Source organism: Vibrio sp. KUL78 (genome assembly GCF_059725505.1).
On record NZ_AP045838.1, the window covers coordinates 1,438,946 to 1,458,739 of the forward strand.

Here is a 19,794-nt window from a genome sequence, read left to right on the forward strand (position 1 = left end):
ATTTACGTAGTGTGAGAATGGTTTATATTTTTCGCAACAATTAATAGATGGATTATTGTTGATTTTCTTGAGAATATAATAAAGCAGTCTATTATTAATATTGTCTAACTGAGGAGGTAGTATGAATAAATTTTTAGCCCTTGTCATGATGGTAATATTGTCGCCGCTTTCAATGGCGAGTGAAAGCCGGATGTCAAGCTCTGAGCCTTATCAAATGTGTACTCTTAATGGCAAAGTTATCATGGTGCAAGCCAATATGTGTTATGCCATGGGCGGACGCCTCGGTGGCCAGGTCGAAAAGTAGCAACCTTGACTTCATATCCCATTGTCACTAAATAACGTGAAAAGGTAAGAGCTTCGGCTCTTATTTTTTTACGTATAATCTTTTAGAAAGAAAAAGCCTTTCTATTTTTACGTTAATATTTAAGTGGTAAATAAAACGTGCTTGTATTTTCGATTTTGTTTTATTTTACCGTAAATGAAAACCCGAACTAATATTAGCTCGGGTTTTCGTTATTTACCGGATGAAAAGTGATTACATCACCAACGAAGAAATAACCCCAATCACACCACCAAACACGCCGCCCCAGACGACGAGCCAACCCAGGTGCTCCTTAATCATCTTTTGAACGATCTCTTTCACCAGCTTTGGCGTTAGCTCACTCAAACGTTGGTCGATAATCGCTTCTACGTTGCTTTTCACCTCATCAAGCATGGCTGGGGATTCGAGCTGCTCAATCAGCGCTTGTTTGACCGAGTCGCTCTGGCTAATGTCGATAACAGCTTGCTGCATTTTCTCGACGAATGGCTGCTTCATCGGCTGAAGTGCCTCTGAGCCACCAAGCATAGCGAGCATGCCACCAAACTGAGAGTTCTCGATGACCTCAACCAGAGAGTCAAAAGCTGGGTTAAAGTCCACTTTCTCTAGCACTGGCTCTAGATCGATGTTGATGCCTGAGCTCATTTCCTTGTTAAGAAAACGGTCGATGTTCTCGCTGGTAAAAAACTGCTCCATCATGAGGTTCTTGATAGCCAGTTTGAAATCTTCAAAGCGAGCTGGGATGACGCCGGAACCATATAGTCCAGGCACCTTCTCAAACAGCATGTGGATGGCAAGCCAGTTTGTAACGGCGCCGGAGAACGCGAAAAGACCCGCGTATAGCAGTAGGCTATTGTCCAGTTGATAACCCGCGCCAAGTAGCGCAAGTGCGATGAAATTGGTAATGAAGCTTTTGTTCATGGTTCAATCTTGATAGAAAACGTTGCGCTGATTTTAGAGAAAAAATCAGCGCATAAAAAGCCTCATGTTCAATCGAACCGTCATACAAGGCTTGGACTCTATTCGGGCTGCTCTCTAATGGTTTTGATTTTCTCTAGCAGTACGGACTTGTTGAAGGGCTTGGAGACGTAATCGTCCATCCCACTGTCGGTACAGCGTTGGATGTCGTCATCGAGCACGCTAGCCGTGAGGGCAATAATGGGTGTTCGCGCCTTGTTGTACTGCTCTTCATACAGTCGAAACTCTTCTGACGCGGTAAAACCGTCCTTCACTGGCATCATGCAATCCATCAGCACCACGTGATAGTAGTTGTTGTCATCGCACAGGTAGTTCAACGCTTCTTGACCGTTGTTGGCTATATCTACGTGATAACCGGACTTCTTGAGCAGTAACGAGGCCACCTTCTGGTTAACCAGATTATCTTCTACCAGCAAGATGGATTGGTTATCGGGACTTTTTGCCATCTCTTGTAATGTCGGTTGTGTCGGCTTGACCCTGATATGTTCCGCTGGATCGCCACTACCGACCACCTCGAGTTTTGGCTCCCTCGTTTTACCCATCGCTTGGTGTTGTTTTGGCGCATTAGAGAGTGCATCAATTAATCGAGCACCGAGTAGCGGATAGGTGACCAATCCGGCAATCAGCCCCTGATAGTCACCAGCTTCTGCATTTTGCGCCTGAACCAAAACAATAGGGGTTGCAGGCCAAGTGACACCAAGTTTCATCAGCTCGGTACGAGCACTTTGGCTATCACTCATACAATAGATGATGATGCTGTTGCTCGTAACATCCGTTATTTCACTGAACTGCGAGTGCATCACTTGGTGCTGTAAACCAAAGTGTGTGAGCTCATCGGTTACCGATTGCGCGAACCCTTGTTGATTGGTTATGACTACAAATTGAGTTTGACTCAACTTTGGTGATGTCGGAGCTTTCTCCTGAGCAATGCCTGACTCTATAGTGAAGAAGAAGCGGCTGCCTTTGCCTTTTTCTGAGTCGATCTCTATGTGACCTCCCATAAGCTCTACCAGTTGAGAGGAAATCGCCAATCCTAAACCGGTTCCTCCAAATTGACGGGTAACAGAGCTGTCTTCTTGAGTAAAGGGCTTGAAGATAGAATCTTGTTTCTCTTTATCGATACCTATTCCTGAGTCTTCAATGGCAATGGTCAGCGCGCATCGTTCACCGCTGATATGCTCTACGTCTATGCTGATGCCCACATGACCTTTGCTGGTAAACTTGACGGCATTAGACATTAGGTTCATTAAGATCTGGCGTAGACGGTGATCATCGATGATAAGCATATGCGGCATGCCACGCGTGAAGCGCACTTGAAGATCGAGATCTTTTTCTTTGGCTTTCGACATTACGATGGCGAGCGTGTCATAGGCGATCTCACGTAAGTTTGAGCTATGCAGTGAGATGAGCAGGTTACCCGACTCGATCTTGGAGATGTCTAAGATATCGTTGATCAAGATCAGCAGGGTCTGTGATGAGGTTTCTATGGTGTTGAGGTAATCGCGCTGTACCGGATCAAGCTGGGAATCTGACAAGATCCCAGACATGCCGATAATACCATTTAACGGGGTGCGTATTTCGTGGGACATGTTCGCTAAGAATGAGCTTTTCGCGACATTGGCGCGCTCCGCTTCTTCTTTTGCCGCCACCATGCGTCTTTCATTCTCACGGCGCTCTTCGATCAAGCGATTCATTTGCCCGCCGAATCGACTAAACTCATCGTGCCCTTCGGTAGAAGCCAGTACGTTATCACCATCATGCTTCTCAATCTTCTCAAATGTCTCTAGGGTATTGTTGAGGAAAAAGATGATGCGACGAGCGATGTTAAAGCTGAGAACAAGCAGTGCTAGCATCACGGATAAGGTGATACCTATGGTGAGCCACAATCGAGTTTCAAGAGCACGGATGCCCATGCTCATTTCATTAGAAAGCTGTTTATTGATTTGTTCTGTTGCTTGCTGAATTAACTCCAAGCGACGGTCGAGAGCCTCGACGCCAGCAACAATTTCTGGAAGTTTGGGCTTTGCGTGTTCGTCATTTAATACGCGATCACGAAATTGAATGCTCTTAATAAATGAATCATCAGAGAAGGTTTTCAGGAGCAAGCTCACCTGAGAGGCATCGGCGTTGATATTCAAGAATCGGTCAATGAGGTACTGCTGCCTTTCAAATAGAGTCCCTAGCGCTTCGTGGCTTTCTTCATGATGTTCGTGATTCACGCCATGGCCTTCATAGATATCCAAATGAATGAGCCAGTTTTCTTCGGTTGCCCAGAAGCGTATCCACTCTAGGGTAAACAACGCGCTCAAATGAGATTCAATGGAGCGTGAGCCGGTGTCAACTTTGACGCTTTCAAGCTTGGCAATAAGCGCTGTAATTAATTCTTCGACCCAAGAGCTCCACTCTTCAAGCTCTTCGATATCTTCAACAAATTCTATTTCTGCTTGTGCTTCTCGAAGTTCATTAAGCGTATTTTGGACGGTATCTATATCTGTTAAATAATAAGCTTCGTTGAGTACAAGCTGTAATTTATCGAGACATTCATCTAATTTAGGAAAGATGACATTTTTGTTACCGTCGAACGTTCGCTGTAGTTTCTCTAAGCGTGCGTTATGGAGGATAGCGCTATACTTTCCTAAAAAGCCAAGTGCTTGTGATTGATGAGAAAGCACCGACATCTGCTGCAGGTTTCTCTGCGTTCGGAACACTTCCCAAGCAGAAAAGACTAAAATCACGATCAAGGGCAAAACCGCCATTAAAATGATTCGAGTTTTGATCGACATCTTGTTTAACACATCCATATAGCCCATTCCTGACAAATATTCTTGAACATCACTGCTTGTAAACTAATCTATCGGTAGTTTAGGAAAGGAATCCTCTAGAGTGTAATAATAATGACTAAAACGCGCAGTCGGCAGGAATACAGAAAATTGGTGAATATCATCAGCTTGATGTGTGTATGTAGCTTGCTTTTTACGCAGGCCGCGAAAGCAGCAGATGACTACGCCATCTTTTCGATGAACGAGAGTTTTGACGAACTGAGCCGCAGTAAAGCAAGAATGCTCTATCGAGGTAAAACAAAATCTCTCCAAGGTGAGCGAATTGAACTCTCGGACTGGCCGGAAAATTCCGCAGAGAGAGCGACCTTTTATAAGTCTTTGCTCGGTAAAGACGTTGCTCAAATGAATGCCTACTGGGCAAGCCTTTCTTTCTCGGGGAAAGCGCGTCCTCCAAAAGAAATTAACTCCGCAAATATTGATGAGCTTATTCAATGGTTAAGTCAAAAACCAGAGCGAATAGGATATGCCCCTTTGAGCGCTCTTCCGGATAATGCCAATGTTTTGTACGTGGTTGAGGGAGGTAAATAATGATGAATAAGCTTCCAATTATCTTAACTGCTACCTTACTCAGTTCTCCTGTTCACGCTGTTATCGAATTGACCGATACGCTATCTTTTAGTGGCTTTGGTTCAACTTCTTGGGCCCGTTCAGATAATGACACACCACTATTTATCAATCGGTTTATCAAAGATGAAAACTGCTTTGACTGTGATACCACGTTTGGTTTGCAACTTGATTACTACAACAATGGATTCAAAGCCTCGGTTCAAGGTGTGAAACGCCCTCAAGACCATTGGAGTAACCCTTCGTTGGAGTGGGCTTATGTTGGATATGAGTTCGATAATTTCGATATCAGAGCGGGGCGTCAGAGGCTACCGCTTTACCTTGCGTCAGAATACTTTTATGTCGGGCAGGCTTATACACTGGCACGACTTCCAACCGAAGTGTATGGCGCTTTTCTGGGTATCACTGGGTACAACGGAATAGCGGCAACGTGGAACACGTATATTGGCGATGACATCCAGCTTACGGTAACGCCTTATGTTGGCTTTGATGATAAAAACAGCGTGACGTTTAGTCCGACTTTTGAGCTGGAGTTTGAGACGCAAAGACTCTATGGAATCAACGCTCAGTTACTTGGTGATTTTTACCGCTGGAACTTTTCTGTAATGGATGGAAAGTTTGATGTGACATCAAGGGGTACAGGCTTTGCGGATATTCCTTTCCCTCCATATGAGATATCTTTCCCAATAAACGAAACAGATGAGAATAGGGTAAAACTATACTCGGTTGGTACGGAATATGAATTTGGTATGCTCAAAGCTACGTTTGAGTTCCAAAAAACCGAATCTCGACGCATGGATTGGTACAGCATGCTGAGTTATCGATTAGCGCCATTCACACCTTATGTCGCTTATGGCCAGCTCTATCAGCAAGATAAACGCTCCAACATGACGACTACGTTGGGTGTTCGCTACGACGTTTTGAACAATGTTTCCATTAATGCAGAGTATCAATACGTCAAAGTGCTCAATGATGGCTCGGGAGCATTTGCGCCAGAGAGAACCATCTCATCGGATAACTTAGAGGACAACACTGCCAATCTGTTCACGATAATGGTTAATTTCGTTTTCTAACGTGCAATAAAGTAGAAACTAACATCCCCAGTACTAAATTATCTCTTATTAAAAAGGATTTTGAATGAAGAGGTTACGATGTTGAAATTCAAAGCCGGATGGCTTGCTCGACCTTGCCGCACGTTGTCTATTTTGACCGTGCTATTGATAGGTCTTGTTGTGATTCCTCCAGACAGTAGAGCCTTTGCGGCAACTGAATATGCGGTATTTACCCTCAATCAAGAGTTTGATGAGTTGACGCGAAGCAAAGCGCGCATGCTTTACCGTGGTAAAGCCAAGTCGCTCCAAGGTAAACGAATCGAGCTCTCCGATTGGCCCGAAACGTCGACAGAACGTTCAGAATTTTACCAATCTCTTCTCGGCAAAGACGTCGCGCAAATGAATGCGTATTGGGCGAGCTTGTCCTTCTCAGGGAAAGCACGACCACCAAAAGAAATAGGGAATGCCAACGTGAATACGCTCATTGCTTGGTTAATCGAGAAACCCAACAGGATAGGTTATGCACCTCTTGATGAAGTGCCGAGTGAAGCCAAGGTCCTGTACGTAGTGAGTAAGGAGAAATAACAATGAAAAAACAACTTCTTGCAATGAGCTTAGCAGTGGCATCAACATCAGCAACGGCAGCAATTGATATTACCGACAATTTCTCTATCAGTGGTTTTGGTTCGACGTCTTGGGCTCGCAGCGACAATGAAACCCCGCTGCTCGTCAATCGAAACATTAGAGATGAAGACTGTTTTGACTGTGACACCACGTTTGGGGTGCAGCTAGACTATTTCTATGAGGCTTTTAAAGCTTCGGTACAGATTGTCAAACGACCACAAGATCATTGGAGCGAGCCACAACTTGAGTGGGCTTATTTGGGGTACTCCATTGGTGACTTTGAGGTGCGAGCTGGGCGACTTCGCCTTCCTGTTTTCTTGGCATCTGAGTACTACTATGTTGGGCATGCTTATACTACCGCAAGACCCAATGAAGAGGTCTACAACAGTATTTTGGGTGTAACTGCATACAACGGCGCTAGCATCATTTGGAACTATAGCCTGACTGACGAGCTGCAATTGTCGCTCACCCCATTTGTAGGTTTCAAAGACAACAATGAAGTGGATTTTAATCCTAACCTAACATTGGAGTTTGAAACTAAAAATATGTGGGGTCTGAATGCGCAGTTGATAGGCGATAACTTCCGTGTCAATTTTGCATTCCTCGACTCGAATTTTGATCAGACCAACAAGATACGTAATCTTGATGTTGAAGTTGCTCCTGGTTTTTTCATGACCATCCCTTACTTAGAGCAGCCGCTAAAAGATCAGAACATCAAACTCTATTCATTAGGCGCGGAATATGATTTTGATGCATTGAAGCTAATGGCTGAGGGGCAAAAGAACGATTTGTCATCATCGTGGTACGCAAGTGCTGCCTACCGAATTAGCCAATTTACACCGTATTTGGTCTATGGTGAAACTTATAGTGAAGGTAGTGATAACAACCCTTACGAAGGTAAGACCGGGGATAGTTGGACATTGGGACTACGGTACGACCTACTTTACAACGTATCATTGAATGCTGAATGGCAGCGCTTTAATGCTGTGAATGGTCAGAGTGGTCCATTTATTCAGTCACCAGAGCAAGACACCGACGCCAACATGTACACCATCATGGTTAACTTCGTGTTCTAAGCATCGCTTAAAACTAAAAAAGGCTCACTTAGTGAGCCTTTTCTTTTGAGCTAGTAAGATTATTTCTCACCTTTCTCCGCAACTTTTTCTAGCGCCAGCACCAGACCAATTGCCGCCAACATCAGAACAACTGCGATAACGAGTTGTGAAGGTTGGCCAGTCACAGACTCAAAGTTGAATGGCGATAGGTTTTCTTGGATAAGAGGAACCTGTTCACCTTTTGAGTTGGTGCGCCATGAGATGGTCTCTTTCCATGGCCATAGCTTTGGAAGCGTGCCTAGCATCAGACCTGTCAAGAACACTAAAGCGAAATCGCGGAAGCGCTTTAGCAGCCATGAAAGCACGTGTGAGAACGAGAGCAAACCAACCAAGCAGCCTGTCGCAAACAGAGCCATGACATCAATTTGTAGACCTTTCACTGCGCCCAAAACCGGTGTGTACATACCTAGAAGAAGCAGAATGAAGCTACCTGAAATACCAGGAAGAATCATTGCACAGATAGCGATACAGCCAGCAAAGAAGATGTTTAGGCTGGTTGGGTCCATCTGAAGAGGCTTGAGTACCGTGATGCTGTAAGCAAACACCGCACCGATCAGTAGCACGATAAAGCGCGACAGTGTCTTTTGCTCAACCTGTTTAATCATGTGATAAACAGACACCATGATCAGACCAAAGAAGAACGACCACACCGGTACTGGGTGGGTTTCTAGCGCCCAAGAGATGAACTTCGCAAGTGACAGAATCGACGTCAGGATGCCACCAAACAGCGCAATAAGGAAAAAGCCATTGATATGGTCAAACGCAGCTTTGAAGCCTTCACGTTTCCAAATACCGAACAGGCTAGGGTTAACGCGTCGGATACTTTCTAGCAAGGTATCGTAAATACCAGTAATAAAGGCGATCGTACCTCCCGATACGCCAGGTACAACGTCGGCTGCACCCATCGCCATTCCTTTTAAGAATGTAGTCAGATAGTTCTTCATGGTTTCTTCTTGGTTTAAAAAGTTGGAGCAGAGTATATATGCATGCGTAATTTAGTGCACTAGAGAAATTGCCACAGCAAGTACCGTTAAGTGCGTCAAATTAATATGAATTCCCAATCTATATAAGTCCATGCTCGCCTTCCTATAACATCCCGAAAGCCCAATAAAATCAACGCCTGCATCTTGTCTAGATAAGTGGTGGTCGATACCACTATGTTGCAAATCTGCAAAGGAACGGACACGAAACCTTCATACAAGCTCGTCAAAGTATCTCTACATCAACAAGGCACCAAGACAACGAGTGCAGTGAGCTAGATTCATTTTCTATTTAGCCAAACTTGTCTAGACAACTCACAAATGGAAGGAGTGGATATGCCAGTTTACCTAGAAATCGCATCGGTCTTAGACCAAGAAGTTCGAGAGCAATATACGCCGGGAGAGTATCTACCGCCGGAAGGCCAACTCGCAAAGCGTTTTGAGGTCAACCGTCATACGCTGCGCCGTGCTATCGATGAGCTAGTGAATACCGGGATGGTTCAAAGACATCAAGGCAAGGGCAACATGGTGGTGAGACAGCCAAGTGATTATCGCATTCACTCTGGCGCTCACTTTACCAAGAACCTGATAGAGCAAGGTGCCAGACCGCGATGTGAAGTGATTCAGAGTCGTGTTGTTGCCGCACCGATGAAGATTGCCGAGTACTTAGGTATTGAGGAAGGCGTCAAAATCATCCATATCCGTACTCTTCGACGCACAGAAGAGTGCCCGCGTACCATCATCGACCACTACCTTCCTGATCTGAGCTGGTGGCGAGTATTGAAGAATTTTCACAATGGGTCTCTGCACGGATTTATCAAACGTGGTCTGGATATCGATCTTGAGCGCAAGGAGACTCGCGTCGGTGCCAAAGTCCCTACTAACGAAGAATGTCGTCTGCTGCAAATTACGCAGAGTACGCCAATTCTTAAAGTCAAAACCAAAAACGTTATCAAAGGAACCAACATTGTGGCTGAGTTTTCTAGCTCCAATAGCCGTTCCGACGCAACCGAAATAGTAATGGAGCATTAAATGACGGCTGTGACTGAAAGACAAAGCTGGATGTCAGTGTTGGCACAAAGCCAGCACAACGAGCTAGAGCGCCTATGGAGCGCGACCAACCTAGAAGCGGACTACCAAATGGTTCGTCAACCAGAAATCGGGCTTGCTCAAGTACGTGCTCGTATGGGTGGCACAGGGCGTGAGTTCAACATGGGGGACGCAACGATTACCCGAGCTGTCGTTAAGCTCGCAAGCGGAGAAATGGGTTACAGCTATCTGCACGGACGAAACAAAGCGCAAGCTGAGCTCGCGGCGGTGATCGACGGTCTTCTGCAAACCTCAACTCATAATGAGTTGCTGATGAATGCCGTGATAGAGCCGCTAGCAGCAATCAAACAAGAGCAGCAGCAACAGCGCGCCAAAGAAGTCGCAACCAGTAAGGTGGACTTTTTCACCATGGTCCGCGGAGAAGATTAGGTCCGTGGAGAAGACTAGGTCCGCTTTGAGATCAACTTCAGGCTAACAACTTAGCCCAACTATCCGTCATTCCTGCGCAGGCAGGAATCTACTCAAAGCGCACGCCCAAGGTAGATTCCCCAACTCGCAGGTGACAAACAAGAATGAAGCGTTGGCGTGCAGCCAACACATATAGGCAGAACACCATGACAACCATCACCACTGCATTCCAAGACGCAGTTCATGACAGCCAGCACTGCTTTCGATTGCTGTTAAAAGCAATGTCGGAGCCAAGCGAGATTGTTACGCTCATTAAAAGCGAAGGCTTTGGCGCTATGCACAAAGCAACGACACAAACGCTGCTCAGCCTTGCTGATAACGCGACGCCAATCTGGCTATCACCATCGCATCACGATGATATTGCGATTCGTGAGAATATCCGCTTTCACTGCGGAAGCCCAATGACAGAAGAGCAACACGACGCCTCATTTGCCGTGATTGCTGAGCGCGATCTTGCAGCCTTCGACTGGAACGACGCTGCTTTCAATCTTGGCTGTGAAGAGTATCCAGATCAATCGACCACTGTGATTGTGGAACTAGGCACGCTTAGCAGCAGCGCAAACCAAAACCTAGCGCAAGACGGCGTATCACTGACGCTTGCGGGTCCAGGTATTGAATCAACCACTACGCTTAACATCGGCGATGTACCTGTGGGTTTTCAAAACTTCTTGCTTGAGCGCCAACAACGCTTTGCCTTCCCGCTTGGCATTGACTTGGTATTGGTTAGTGATGATGCCATCGCTTGTCTCCCACGCACCACTCATATCGAGGTGAACTAATGTACGTCGCAGTAAAAGGTGGCGAGAAAGCCATTAACAACGCTCATCAACTCCAAGCTCAAAAACGCCGCGGTAATCCAGAACTTGCTGAGCTTACTGTTGCACAAATTAGTGAGCAGTTGTCCGGCAGTGTTGACCGCGTAATGACCGAAGGCGGCATCTATGACCGAGAGCTAGCTGCACTCGCAGTGAAGCAAGCCAACGGCGATTTAGTAGAAGCGATTTTCTTACTAAGAGCCTATCGCACAACTCTTCCTCGCTTGTCGGTGTCTGAGGCAGTGAATACCAGCGAAATGCGTATTGAGCGCCGTATTTCGGCAACCTATAAAGATCTTCCGGGTGGTCAGGTTCTCGGTCCAACTTACGATTATACCCACCGTTTGCTCGACTTTAGCTTGCTTGCTGCGGGGGAAACTCCACAGGTTGATACATCGGAATCGACGGTAATGGAAGCGTGCCCTCAGGTGATGGGAATTCTGGAAAAACTGGACTTGATGACCGCTGAGCAAGACAACCAACAGGTTCCTGAAGACATTACGATGAATCCGGTGAACTATCCATGTGATCGCAGCGCGCGCCTGCAGAATCTCGTGCGTGGTGATGAAGGCTTTTTATTGGCGCTAGGTTATTCAACCCAGCGTGGCTACGGACGCAATCACCCGTTTGCGGGGGAGATTCGCATCGGTTTTTGCGACCTATCCCTGGTGCCAGAAGAGTTAGGGTTTGCTATCGATATTGGCGAGATTGAGCTAACGGAATGTCAGATGGTCAATGGCTTTGTGGGCAGCAAGACTGAGAAAGCCAAGCTGACTCGTGGCTATGGTCTTACATTTGGTTCTACTGAGCGCAAGGCAATGTCGATGGCTTTGGTCGACCGCTCGCTGCAAGCCGCTGAGTACGATGAAGCGGTAGATGGTCCGGCTCAAGATGAGGAGTTTGTACTGTCTCACTCTGACAACGTAGAAGCAGCAGGCTTTGTTTCCCACCTGAAACTGCCTCACTACGTTGATTTCCAAGCAGAGCTTGAACTGCTTCGCAAGATGCACAAAGAGCATGAAGAACTTACTCAAACTCAAGGCGAGCAGCAGGAGAGCCAGTCATGAGCCAAACACAAACTAATACCCATGCACAAGGTGTGACCGGTTATAACTACGGTTACCTTGATGAGCAAACCAAACGGATGATTCGCCGTGCGCTACTTAAAGCCGTTTCGATTCCGGGCTATCAAGTCCCGTTTGGTGGTCGTGAGATGCCAATGCCTTATGGCTGGGGGACTGGTGGGGTGCAAATTACCGCAGCGATCATTGGTGAAGCCGACACACTAAAGGTGATTGACCAAGGTGCGGATGACACGACCAATGCTGTCTCTATTCGAGAGTTCTTCAAGTCGGTGGCCAGTGCGAAAACGACCGAAAAAACGGTTGATGCGTCGATTATTCAGACCCGTCACCGCATTCCAGAAATTGGGCTTTCGAAAGATCAAATTCTGGTTTACCAAGTGCCAATCCCGGAGCCGCTGCGCTTTATTGAGCCTCGTGAGACCGAGACTCGAAAAATGCACGCCCTTGAAGAGTACGGAATTATGCACGTTAAGCTGTATGAAGACATTGCTCGTTTTGGTCACATTGCAATCGCGTATGCGTATCCCGTTCGCGTTAACGACCGTTACATCATGGACCCATCGCCAATTCCGAAGTTTGATAACCCGAAAATGGACAACATGGCGGCACTACAGCTATTTGGTGCTGGTCGCGAAAAGCGTATTTACGCCGTTCCTCCATACACCAAGGTTCAAAGCCTAGATTTTGAAGATCATCCGTTTGAGATTCAAAAGTGGGATGAACCGTGTGCTATCTGTGGCGCGACGGACACTTTCCTTGATGAAGTTGTGATGGACGATGAAGGCAACCACATGTTTGTCTGTTCTGATACGGACTATTGCAGCGAACAAGTGGAAAAACAGCAAGCTGAGAAGATGGAGAATTACGCATGAGCATGTCAGCGCTAGTCAATCAAAATAAACATAGCAATGAGTATGCTGATAGTGAGCAGCCACTTCTTTCAGTTCGTAATCTCACTAAGCTTTATGCGCCGGGCAAGGGCTTTACTAACGTGTCGTTTGATCTGTTTCCAGGCGAAGTGCTCGGCATTGTCGGTGAATCTGGCTCAGGTAAAAGTACCTTGTTGAAATCACTATCAGGTCGTCAAACGCCAGACAGTGGCGACGTGCTCTATATTCGCGGTCGTGGTGAAGACCAAATTACTCAGCTTGAAGACTTGTATGAAATGGCCGAAAGCCAGCGTCGTCAGCTATTGCGCACGGAATGGGGCGTGGTTCATCAGCACCCTATGGACGGGTTGCGTGGTCGTGTTTCTGCGGGCGGTAACATTGGTGAGCGTCTAATGGCGGTTGGTAAGCGCCATTACGGTGATATCCGTAAGGAGTCAACGAAATGGTTAACGGATGTCGAGATCCCACAGGATCGCATCGATGACATGCCAACGACCTTCTCTGGCGGTATGCAGCAGCGTCTGCAAATTGCCCGTAACTTGGTGACACATCCGAAGCTTATCTTTATGGATGAGCCAACTGGAGGGTTGGACGTATCGGTCCAGGCGAAACTACTTGACCTACTGCGCCGCCTTGTCACAGAACTGGAACTTGCCGTTGTTATCGTAACCCATGATTTAGCCGTGGCTCGTTTACTTGCACATCGCTTGATGGTGATGCGTCGAAGTGAAGTCGTTGAGACAGGACTCACGGATCAGGTTCTCGACGATCCTCAACACCCATACACCCAGCTACTGGTTTCTTCTGTCTTGCAGAACTGATCGCAGAACTAAGGATTTTTAATCATGACAACTCAGACCAAAATCAAAGTTTCAAACGTGAGCAAGACCTTTGTTCTGCATAATCAAAATGGCATCGAGCTCGACGTACTACAAGGCGCGGACTTCAATGTAGCTAGTGGCGAGTGTGTAGTACTGAACGGTCGCTCTGGCTCAGGTAAATCAACGCTACTTCGCGCCTTGTACGCCAATTATCTCGTTGATACCGGTGATATTGAGGTTGAGCACCAAGGTCGCTGGGTCAATATCGCAACAGCGCAGCCACGTGAAATCATTAATGTTCGCAAACACACCATCGGTTGGGTAAGCCAATTCTTGCGAGTTATTCCACGCATTAGTGCGCTTGAAGTCGTTATGCAGCCGATGCTGGAAATGGGCGGATGCCGCACTCTCGCTGAGCAAAAAGCGAAAACCCTGCTTACTCGTCTAAATGTACCAGAGCACCTATGGAATCTAGCACCTGCGACGTTCTCAGGTGGTGAGCAGCAGCGCGTCAACATCGCGCGTGGCTTTATCGTTGATTATCCGATTCTTCTGCTCGATGAGCCTACGGCTTCATTGGATGCTACCAACAGCGCTGTTGTCGTTAGCTTGATTCATGAAGCGAAACAGCGTGGCGCAGCCATTGTCGGCATCTTCCACGATGCAGCGACACGCGATCAAGTCGCAGACAGACTCTATGACGTGAAAAAGCAGATTGAGCAGGAGAGCGCTCAGTCGAATCCAATCTCAGCATGCGCATAACGGGAGAACGCAGCATGATTATCACCAATGTAAATTTGGTTCTTGAGAACGAAGTAGTAAAAGGCTCAATCGAAATGCGTGACGGCAAGATCGTCAGCATGTCGGATTCACAAAGTCAGGTTGCTGGTGCGTACGATGGCGAAGGTGACTACTTGATGCCGGGCTTTATCGAGCTGCACACCGATAATCTAGAGCAATATTTTACCCCTCGCCCTAAAGTCGATTGGCCGCCATTCTCCGCGATGAGTGCGCATGACACCCAGTTGATTGGATCAGGTATAACTACGGTGCTTGATGCCGTTGCGCTAGGCGACTTTCGAGATGAAAAGCGCCAAACTAACTTAGATTTATTTATCAGCACGGTTGTCGACAGTCAAAAACGCAACCTGACACGCGCTGAACACAGGCTACACCTACGCTGTGAAGTGCCGCATGAGACGACGGTTGGCATGTTTGAAAAGTATGCCAATTTGCCTGAGGTGCAGTTAGTATCGCTTATGGATCACGCGCCGGGTCAGCGTCAATTTGTCGATGTAGAGAAGTATCGTACTTACTACCAAGGTAAGCATAATCTTTCAGACAGCGAGATGGCGGAGTTTGAGAGAAAACAAGTTGAGCTCTCTAACCGCTGGTCAACGCAAAACCGCAATGAGATCTGTCGCCAGTGTCGTGAGCTTGGTATCCCAATGGCAAGTCACGATGATGCGACTATTGCTCACGTTCAAGAGTCAAAAGATCTCGAGATGGTGATTGCTGAGTTCCCAACGACGGTAGAAGCAGCCAAGAAGTCTCATGAGCTAGGTTTGAAGGTATTGATGGGCGCGCCTAACGTTGTTCGTGGTGGTTCTCACTCAGGCAATGTAGCAGCGCATGAGCTAGCGTCTCACGGCGTTCTGGATATCTTGTCTTCAGACTACTACCCAATGAGTTTACTTGAAGGTATCTACAAGCTCTCTTGGGATGAGCGTAACAGCTTAACCTTGCCACAAGCAGTGCAGCTCGTGACCAAGAATCCTGCGGAAGCCCTGAGTCTTAATGACCGAGGCGTTATCGCGGAAGGCAAGCGCGCAGATTTGGTGCTAGCCAAGCAAGTCGACGGTCATCCATTGGTGGCGCGCGTGTGGCGTGAAGGCAAGAAGGTGTTCTAGCCAATGATAGACGTACTTAATTTAGAAGCATCTTCGGATGCTTCTTTTTCATCAACGACATCTTTGATGTCTGGGGCGACTAATACCAAGGGGAAGCTCTACTATATCGTTGGTCCCTCAGGCGCTGGCAAAGACACCCTAATCGATGCGATTCGCGCGGAGTTTCCCGAAGACATCATTGTTGCCCATCGCTATATCACTCGCCCATTTGGTGCTGGTGGAGAAAACCATATCGCCATCAGCGAAACCGAGTACTTCTCTAGGCAAACTAAAGGGCTGTTTGCGATGAGTTGGCAAGCTCACGGCCTTTGCTATGGCGTTGGTGTGGAAGTGAAGTCTTGGCTAAACAGTGGATTCTCAGTTGTTCTCAATGGTTCGCGAGCAGAACTTAACCAAGCAAAGCAATGCTTTGGTGACGTTTTAGTGCCCGTTGTTGTGAATGTAAGTCTCGAGGTGCTGCGCACACGCTTAGAGTCTCGTGGTCGTGAATCAGCGCAAGAGATTGAGCGTAGGCTCAAGCGAGCAACTGACTTTGCCATTGCTAGTCAGCAAGGCTGTCATCATATCGATAACAGCGGTGACATCGCCCACAGTGTCGACCAGTTTCGTCAAGTGCGCTCCAAGCTTGAGGAAGCGAAGTCATGAAATTGGTGATGCTTGGCACCGGCGACAGTGCCATGGTGCCTGTATGGGGGTGTGATTGTGAGATTTGCGCAGCGGCGAGGCTTGATAAAACATTGCGCCGAGAAAAAAGCTCCGCGTATCTCGAGCACCAAGGTCGCAAACTGCTTTTGGATGCTAATGCCTCCGATCTTCTCGATCGTTTCCCCTCAGGTACGATCGATAAAATATTGTTAACACACTATCACATGGACCATGTCCATAGCTTGTTCGATTTGCGCTGGGGGAAAGGGGCGTCGATTCCGGTTCACTCACCGGACGATCCTAAGGGCTGTGATGACCTCTACAAACACCCCGGCGTGCTCGACTTTTCTTTCCGTGCTTATCCTTTCAAATCCTTTGAGTGGCAAGGTATCACGGTCACGCCACTTCCTCTTATTCACTCCAAGCTGACTCTAGGTTACGCCTTTGAATTTGAGGGTCAGAGTATTGCCTATCTCACGGACACTAACGGTTTGCCCAGTGAAACGACTCAGTGGCTTAAAGAGCGAAGCTTTGATTGGATCATCATTGATTGTAATTACCCACCCATCGAATGCGAGCAATCGAGGGTTAGCAATAACCACAACGATCTCTACCAAGTGGAGAAAATAGCAAAAGACACCCAAGCGAAACATATTGGCATCATGCATGTGGGGCATGAGCTGCTGCTTTGGGCAAAACACAACCCACAACGCTTTTCAGACCAGTTTCAAATTCTCAATGACGGACAGGAGATCCTATTATGAGTCAGCCGCTATCACCAACGCTATCCGCTGCACCAAGCGTCACACCATGCAGCAGATTACATCGCACAGAATTGGGTCGCTGGACCGAAATTGCAGAGCGCTGCGTACTCAACAATGTGACTGTGGATGACTACAGCTATATCCAAAACGATAGCAACCTAATGTTCACCACTGTTGGCAAATTCACCTCTATCGCTGCCGCAGTGCGAATCAACCCAAGCAACCACCCATGGTGGCGTCCAACATTGCATCACTTTACTTATCGTCCGGGAAAATATGGACTAGGCGAAAACCCATCCACGTTGGATGACGAAGTATTTAGCTGGCGCGAGGAAGACAAGGTCGTGATCGGTCACGATGTTTGGATTGGACACGGCGCGATTATTCTCCCAGGTGTTACGGTCGGCAATGGCTCTATCGTGGGGGCTGGCAGCGTAGTCACCAAAGACGTTCCTCCATATTCTATTGTGGTCGGCAATCCAGCTCGCGTACTGCGTCCACGTTTTGAAGATGAGACTTTTGGACCTAGGCTAGAGGCGTTGGCATGGTGGGACTGGAGCGATGAACAAATCGCAATGGCACTGCCGCTGTTTCAGAAAGATACAGCGGAGTTTTTGGCGCATTTTGAGAATGTGCAGTAGTGGAGCTACTGCTTATTTAACCAAATATAGATTGGGTTTCTTACGCGGTGGAGGAGTCTGTTGCTCGACAACTGGAATACTCTCCACTGGCTCGTCCGCTACCTTGACGTCTTTGCTATCTGTCTTGGGCTGAATAAGCAAATGACGCAAGTTCGCGACACACGCAATGGAAGCAACGACAGCAAATAATATCGATGGGGTGCCTCCCAAAATATCCATATAGAAGATTGCTACTGCGACAACGACGAGAGAGCCGAAAGCGGCGTTGATGTTTGCTTGGCGAGGTGTACAGCTTGTACTTGTTGATTCCATTTTCTACCACCATGTGTGTCAGTGTTAAAACTACTGCGGACTACACAATGGTAAAACAATTGATTCACAAAAAAGCCTCGTTTAGTCAACAATTTAAGATTTCAGTTGGTTAGAACGCACATTTTGAGCACTTGGTATTTTTTCGATGTTGCTGTCGTTGAATATTAAGTTTCCAAACCTAAGATGCTTTCGTCATGGTTTGATTTTTGCGCTGAGAAGCTTTTGCCCCATTGTAAGTTACGATCAACTAACGACTGTTTTCATCAAAGAGTCATTCAACTAACTATTAATGATGTTAAGAGTTGGTTCTTGAATCTAGGCCATCTAATTCCTACTGAGTTAATCGCTATTCTTTACTTCTTAAACAAGAACGTAAGGAAGCGACAATGGCTAAAAAGAGAACTCCAATGAACAAAATCAAAGAGATATTACGCCTTAAGTACGAGTGTGGGTTGTCCTACCGTAGTATTGCTAGTTGTCTCAATGTCAGCCTTGCAACAGTCTCAGAGCTTGTCGCTCGCTTTAAGCAAAGTCAGATAGGCTGGCCTCTCCCAGAAGATTGCAGTGATACAGACCTTACCAAAGCCCTATATCATTCGAAGCAAGCCAGTCGATACAAGGTTATGCCAGACTTCGCTCAGTACGCTGTCGAACTCAAGCGTAAAGGCATGACAAAAATGTTGTTGTGGCAGGAGTACCACGAGCAATATCAAGAGCAAGCTTACGCTTACACTCAGTTCTGCGAGCACTTCACTCGTTGGTTCAAAACCCAAAAGCGCAGTATGCGTCAGCTCCATGTTGCAGGTGATAAGCTGTTTATCGATTACTGTGGGCCTCGGCTTCAAGTGGTCAACCCTGATACAGGTGAAGTGCGCGAAGCAGAAGTGTTCGTGGCGACCTTAGGAGCGTCCAATTACACCTATGTTGAAGCCTTCCCGAGTCAAGGTAAGTCTTACTGGTTAGAGGCGCGCCAATGCACTCGAACACTTCGGTGGTGTCCCACGGCTCTTGGTTCCCGATAATCTACGCAGCGCGGTCAGCAAAGCTAACCGTTATGAACCGAGGCTTAATGAAAGCTATCAAAAACTGGCAAATCATTATCAAACTGCCGTGATGCCAGCTCGCCCCTACAAACCGAAAGACAAAGCCAAGGCAGAGAATGCTGTCCTCCTAGTGGAACGTTGGATCATGATGCGACTTCGCCATCAAACCTTCTATACCTTCAAAGAGCTGAACCTTGCGATCCGTGAACTGATGAATGACTTAAACCAACGTGAGATGAAGCAGTATGGTGCGAGCCGCGAAGCGCTGTTCAACAAACTCGATAAACCCGCGTTAAAGCCCCTTCCTAAGCAGCGATACCTCTATACTGAAACCAAGCGAGCCAAGGTTGGGCCTGATTATCACATCGAATATCGCCGTCACTACTACTCGGTTCCCCATCAGCTTGTTGGTCACCATGTCGAACTGGAAACCTCCAACCGTCGGTGCAAATCTACCATCAAGGTAACTTGGTCGCCCAGCACCCGCGTAGCCAAAGGGAGCGCGGAAACAGCACTCAACCTGAGCACATGCCGAGTAATCATCAACATCAAAAGTGGTCGCCTGGACGTTTACTCAACTGGGGGGCCAATATCGGCCCTGCCACACGGGAAGTCGTCAATAAAATGCTGAACTCTAAGCCTCATCCCGAGCAGTCGTATCGTTCCTGCCTTGGGCTGCTCAACCTCGGCAAAGCCCATGGCGAATCGCGCCTCGTGCAAGCCTGTAAAGATGCACTGATGCTAACAAAACCCAATTACACCTTCGTCAACAATCTACTCAAGAACAATCGTGAGGGGCAACTGAGTAAAGACAACACGAATACGCCGAACCTTGTTCACAGCAATGTTCGTGGCCCGAACTGTTATCACTAGGAGAA

At 47.2% G+C, this 19,794-nt stretch carries 20 protein-coding genes and 1 pseudogene; 17 read left to right on the top strand and 4 right to left on the bottom strand.

Annotated elements, in window-relative coordinates; all coding sequences use genetic code 11:
• The first annotated feature begins 121 nt into the window (after positions 1 to 121).
• Positions 122 to 304: a hypothetical protein gene (locus AC6I8Y_RS22905; RefSeq protein ID WP_128648155.1), complete on the top strand. Its 183-nt coding sequence runs from the start codon at positions 122 to 124 to the stop codon at positions 302 to 304.
• Between the two features lie 231 nt (positions 305 to 535).
• Here the strand turns inward: AC6I8Y_RS22905 and AC6I8Y_RS22910 are convergent, their stop codons facing one another.
• Both AC6I8Y_RS22910 and AC6I8Y_RS22915 read right to left on the bottom strand, forming a co-directional pair.
• Positions 536 to 1,240: a DUF445 domain-containing protein gene (locus AC6I8Y_RS22910; protein WP_234497577.1), complete on the bottom strand. Its 705-nt coding sequence runs from the start codon at positions 1,238 to 1,240 to the stop codon at positions 536 to 538.
• A gap of 98 nt (positions 1,241 to 1,338) precedes the next feature.
• Complete coding sequence (locus AC6I8Y_RS22915; protein ID WP_498021822.1) at positions 1,339 to 4,098, bottom strand: hybrid sensor histidine kinase/response regulator; 2,760 nt, start codon at positions 4,096 to 4,098, stop codon at positions 1,339 to 1,341.
• A 150-nt stretch (positions 4,099 to 4,248) separates the two neighbouring features.
• Here AC6I8Y_RS22915 and AC6I8Y_RS22920 point away from each other — a divergent pair, with 150 nt between their 5' ends.
• The 4 genes from AC6I8Y_RS22920 to AC6I8Y_RS22935 all read left to right on the top strand — a co-directional run bounded on the left by AC6I8Y_RS22920 (position 4,249) and on the right by AC6I8Y_RS22935 (position 7,453).
• Complete coding sequence (locus AC6I8Y_RS22920) at positions 4,249 to 4,665, top strand: hypothetical protein (protein ID WP_498023100.1); 417 nt, start codon at positions 4,249 to 4,251, stop codon at positions 4,663 to 4,665.
• A 2-nt stretch (positions 4,666 to 4,667) separates the two neighbouring features.
• A complete protein-coding gene (locus AC6I8Y_RS22925; protein ID WP_498023102.1) occupies positions 4,668 to 5,774 on the top strand; it encodes a porin in 1,107 nt (368 codons plus the stop codon).
• A gap of 78 nt (positions 5,775 to 5,852) precedes the next feature.
• Positions 5,853 to 6,338 carry a hypothetical protein gene (locus tag AC6I8Y_RS22930; RefSeq protein WP_128648158.1) on the top strand — a complete coding sequence of 162 codons (486 nt, stop codon included), beginning with the start codon at positions 5,853 to 5,855 and terminating at the stop codon, positions 6,336 to 6,338.
• Positions 6,339 to 6,340: 2 nt separating this feature from the next.
• Complete coding sequence (locus AC6I8Y_RS22935) at positions 6,341 to 7,453, top strand: porin (protein ID WP_498021823.1); 1,113 nt, start codon at positions 6,341 to 6,343, stop codon at positions 7,451 to 7,453.
• A gap of 59 nt (positions 7,454 to 7,512) precedes the next feature.
• Here AC6I8Y_RS22935 and AC6I8Y_RS22940 read toward each other — a convergent pair whose 3' ends face one another.
• Positions 7,513 to 8,436 carry a polyprenyl-phosphate transporter gene (locus tag AC6I8Y_RS22940; RefSeq protein ID WP_498021824.1) on the bottom strand — a complete coding sequence of 308 codons (924 nt, stop codon included), beginning with the start codon at positions 8,434 to 8,436 and terminating at the stop codon, positions 7,513 to 7,515.
• A 372-nt stretch (positions 8,437 to 8,808) separates the two neighbouring features.
• Between AC6I8Y_RS22940 and phnF the strand changes: the two genes are divergently transcribed.
• The 11 genes from phnF to AC6I8Y_RS22995 all read left to right on the top strand — a co-directional run bounded on the left by phnF (position 8,809) and on the right by AC6I8Y_RS22995 (position 17,561).
• Positions 8,809 to 9,504, top strand: a complete 696-nt coding sequence (phnF, locus tag AC6I8Y_RS22945) for a phosphonate metabolism transcriptional regulator PhnF (protein ID WP_498021825.1) — start codon at positions 8,809 to 8,811, stop codon at positions 9,502 to 9,504.
• Complete coding sequence (gene phnG, locus AC6I8Y_RS22950) at positions 9,505 to 9,951, top strand: phosphonate C-P lyase system protein PhnG (protein ID WP_498021826.1); 447 nt, start codon at positions 9,505 to 9,507, stop codon at positions 9,949 to 9,951. It abuts the gene before it with no gap.
• A 143-nt stretch (positions 9,952 to 10,094) separates the two neighbouring features.
• The gene (gene phnH / locus AC6I8Y_RS22955) at positions 10,095 to 10,769 is read left to right on the top strand and encodes a phosphonate C-P lyase system protein PhnH (protein ID WP_498021827.1); all 675 of its coding nucleotides are present in this window, start codon (positions 10,095 to 10,097) and stop codon (positions 10,767 to 10,769) included.
• A complete protein-coding gene (locus AC6I8Y_RS22960) occupies positions 10,769 to 11,872 on the top strand; it encodes a carbon-phosphorus lyase complex subunit (RefSeq protein ID WP_394149783.1) in 1,104 nt (367 codons plus the stop codon). The genes phnH and AC6I8Y_RS22960 overlap by 1 nt, the downstream gene beginning before the upstream one ends.
• Entirely contained in the window at positions 11,869 to 12,762 is an 894-nt protein-coding gene (locus AC6I8Y_RS22965; protein WP_498021828.1) for an alpha-D-ribose 1-methylphosphonate 5-phosphate C-P-lyase PhnJ, read from the top strand. Before AC6I8Y_RS22960 ends, AC6I8Y_RS22965 begins: the two co-directional genes overlap by 4 nt.
• Positions 12,759 to 13,601: a phosphonate C-P lyase system protein PhnK gene (phnK, locus tag AC6I8Y_RS22970; RefSeq protein WP_498021829.1), complete on the top strand. Its 843-nt coding sequence runs from the start codon at positions 12,759 to 12,761 to the stop codon at positions 13,599 to 13,601. The genes AC6I8Y_RS22965 and phnK overlap by 4 nt, the downstream gene beginning before the upstream one ends.
• Before the next feature lie 24 nt (positions 13,602 to 13,625).
• Positions 13,626 to 14,363 carry a phosphonate C-P lyase system protein PhnL gene (gene phnL / locus AC6I8Y_RS22975; RefSeq protein ID WP_128648166.1) on the top strand — a complete coding sequence of 246 codons (738 nt, stop codon included), beginning with the start codon at positions 13,626 to 13,628 and terminating at the stop codon, positions 14,361 to 14,363.
• 14 nt (positions 14,364 to 14,377) lie between these two features.
• Positions 14,378 to 15,511, top strand: coding sequence for an alpha-D-ribose 1-methylphosphonate 5-triphosphate diphosphatase (phnM, locus tag AC6I8Y_RS22980; RefSeq protein ID WP_042475237.1), 1,134 nt, complete (start codon positions 14,378 to 14,380; stop codon positions 15,509 to 15,511).
• Between the two features lie 66 nt (positions 15,512 to 15,577).
• A complete protein-coding gene (phnN, locus tag AC6I8Y_RS22985; RefSeq protein ID WP_498023103.1) occupies positions 15,578 to 16,156 on the top strand; it encodes a ribose 1,5-bisphosphokinase in 579 nt (192 codons plus the stop codon).
• Entirely contained in the window at positions 16,153 to 16,920 is a 768-nt protein-coding gene (gene phnP / locus AC6I8Y_RS22990) for a phosphonate metabolism protein PhnP (protein ID WP_498021830.1), read from the top strand. Before phnN ends, phnP begins: the two co-directional genes overlap by 4 nt.
• Complete coding sequence (locus AC6I8Y_RS22995) at positions 16,917 to 17,561, top strand: DapH/DapD/GlmU-related protein (RefSeq protein WP_394149790.1); 645 nt, start codon at positions 16,917 to 16,919, stop codon at positions 17,559 to 17,561. Before phnP ends, AC6I8Y_RS22995 begins: the two co-directional genes overlap by 4 nt.
• A gap of 12 nt (positions 17,562 to 17,573) precedes the next feature.
• On the opposite strand, the gene AC6I8Y_RS23000 is transcribed toward AC6I8Y_RS22995, so the two are convergent.
• Positions 17,574 to 17,873 carry a hypothetical protein gene (locus AC6I8Y_RS23000; protein ID WP_498021831.1) on the bottom strand — a complete coding sequence of 100 codons (300 nt, stop codon included), beginning with the start codon at positions 17,871 to 17,873 and terminating at the stop codon, positions 17,574 to 17,576.
• Positions 17,874 to 18,259: 386 nt separating this feature from the next.
• On the opposite strand from AC6I8Y_RS23000, the pseudogene istA reads away from it, so the two are divergent.
• Positions 18,260 to 19,789: pseudogene (gene istA, locus AC6I8Y_RS23005) on the top strand (IS21 family transposase).
• The last annotated feature ends 5 nt before the right edge of the window (positions 19,790 to 19,794 follow it).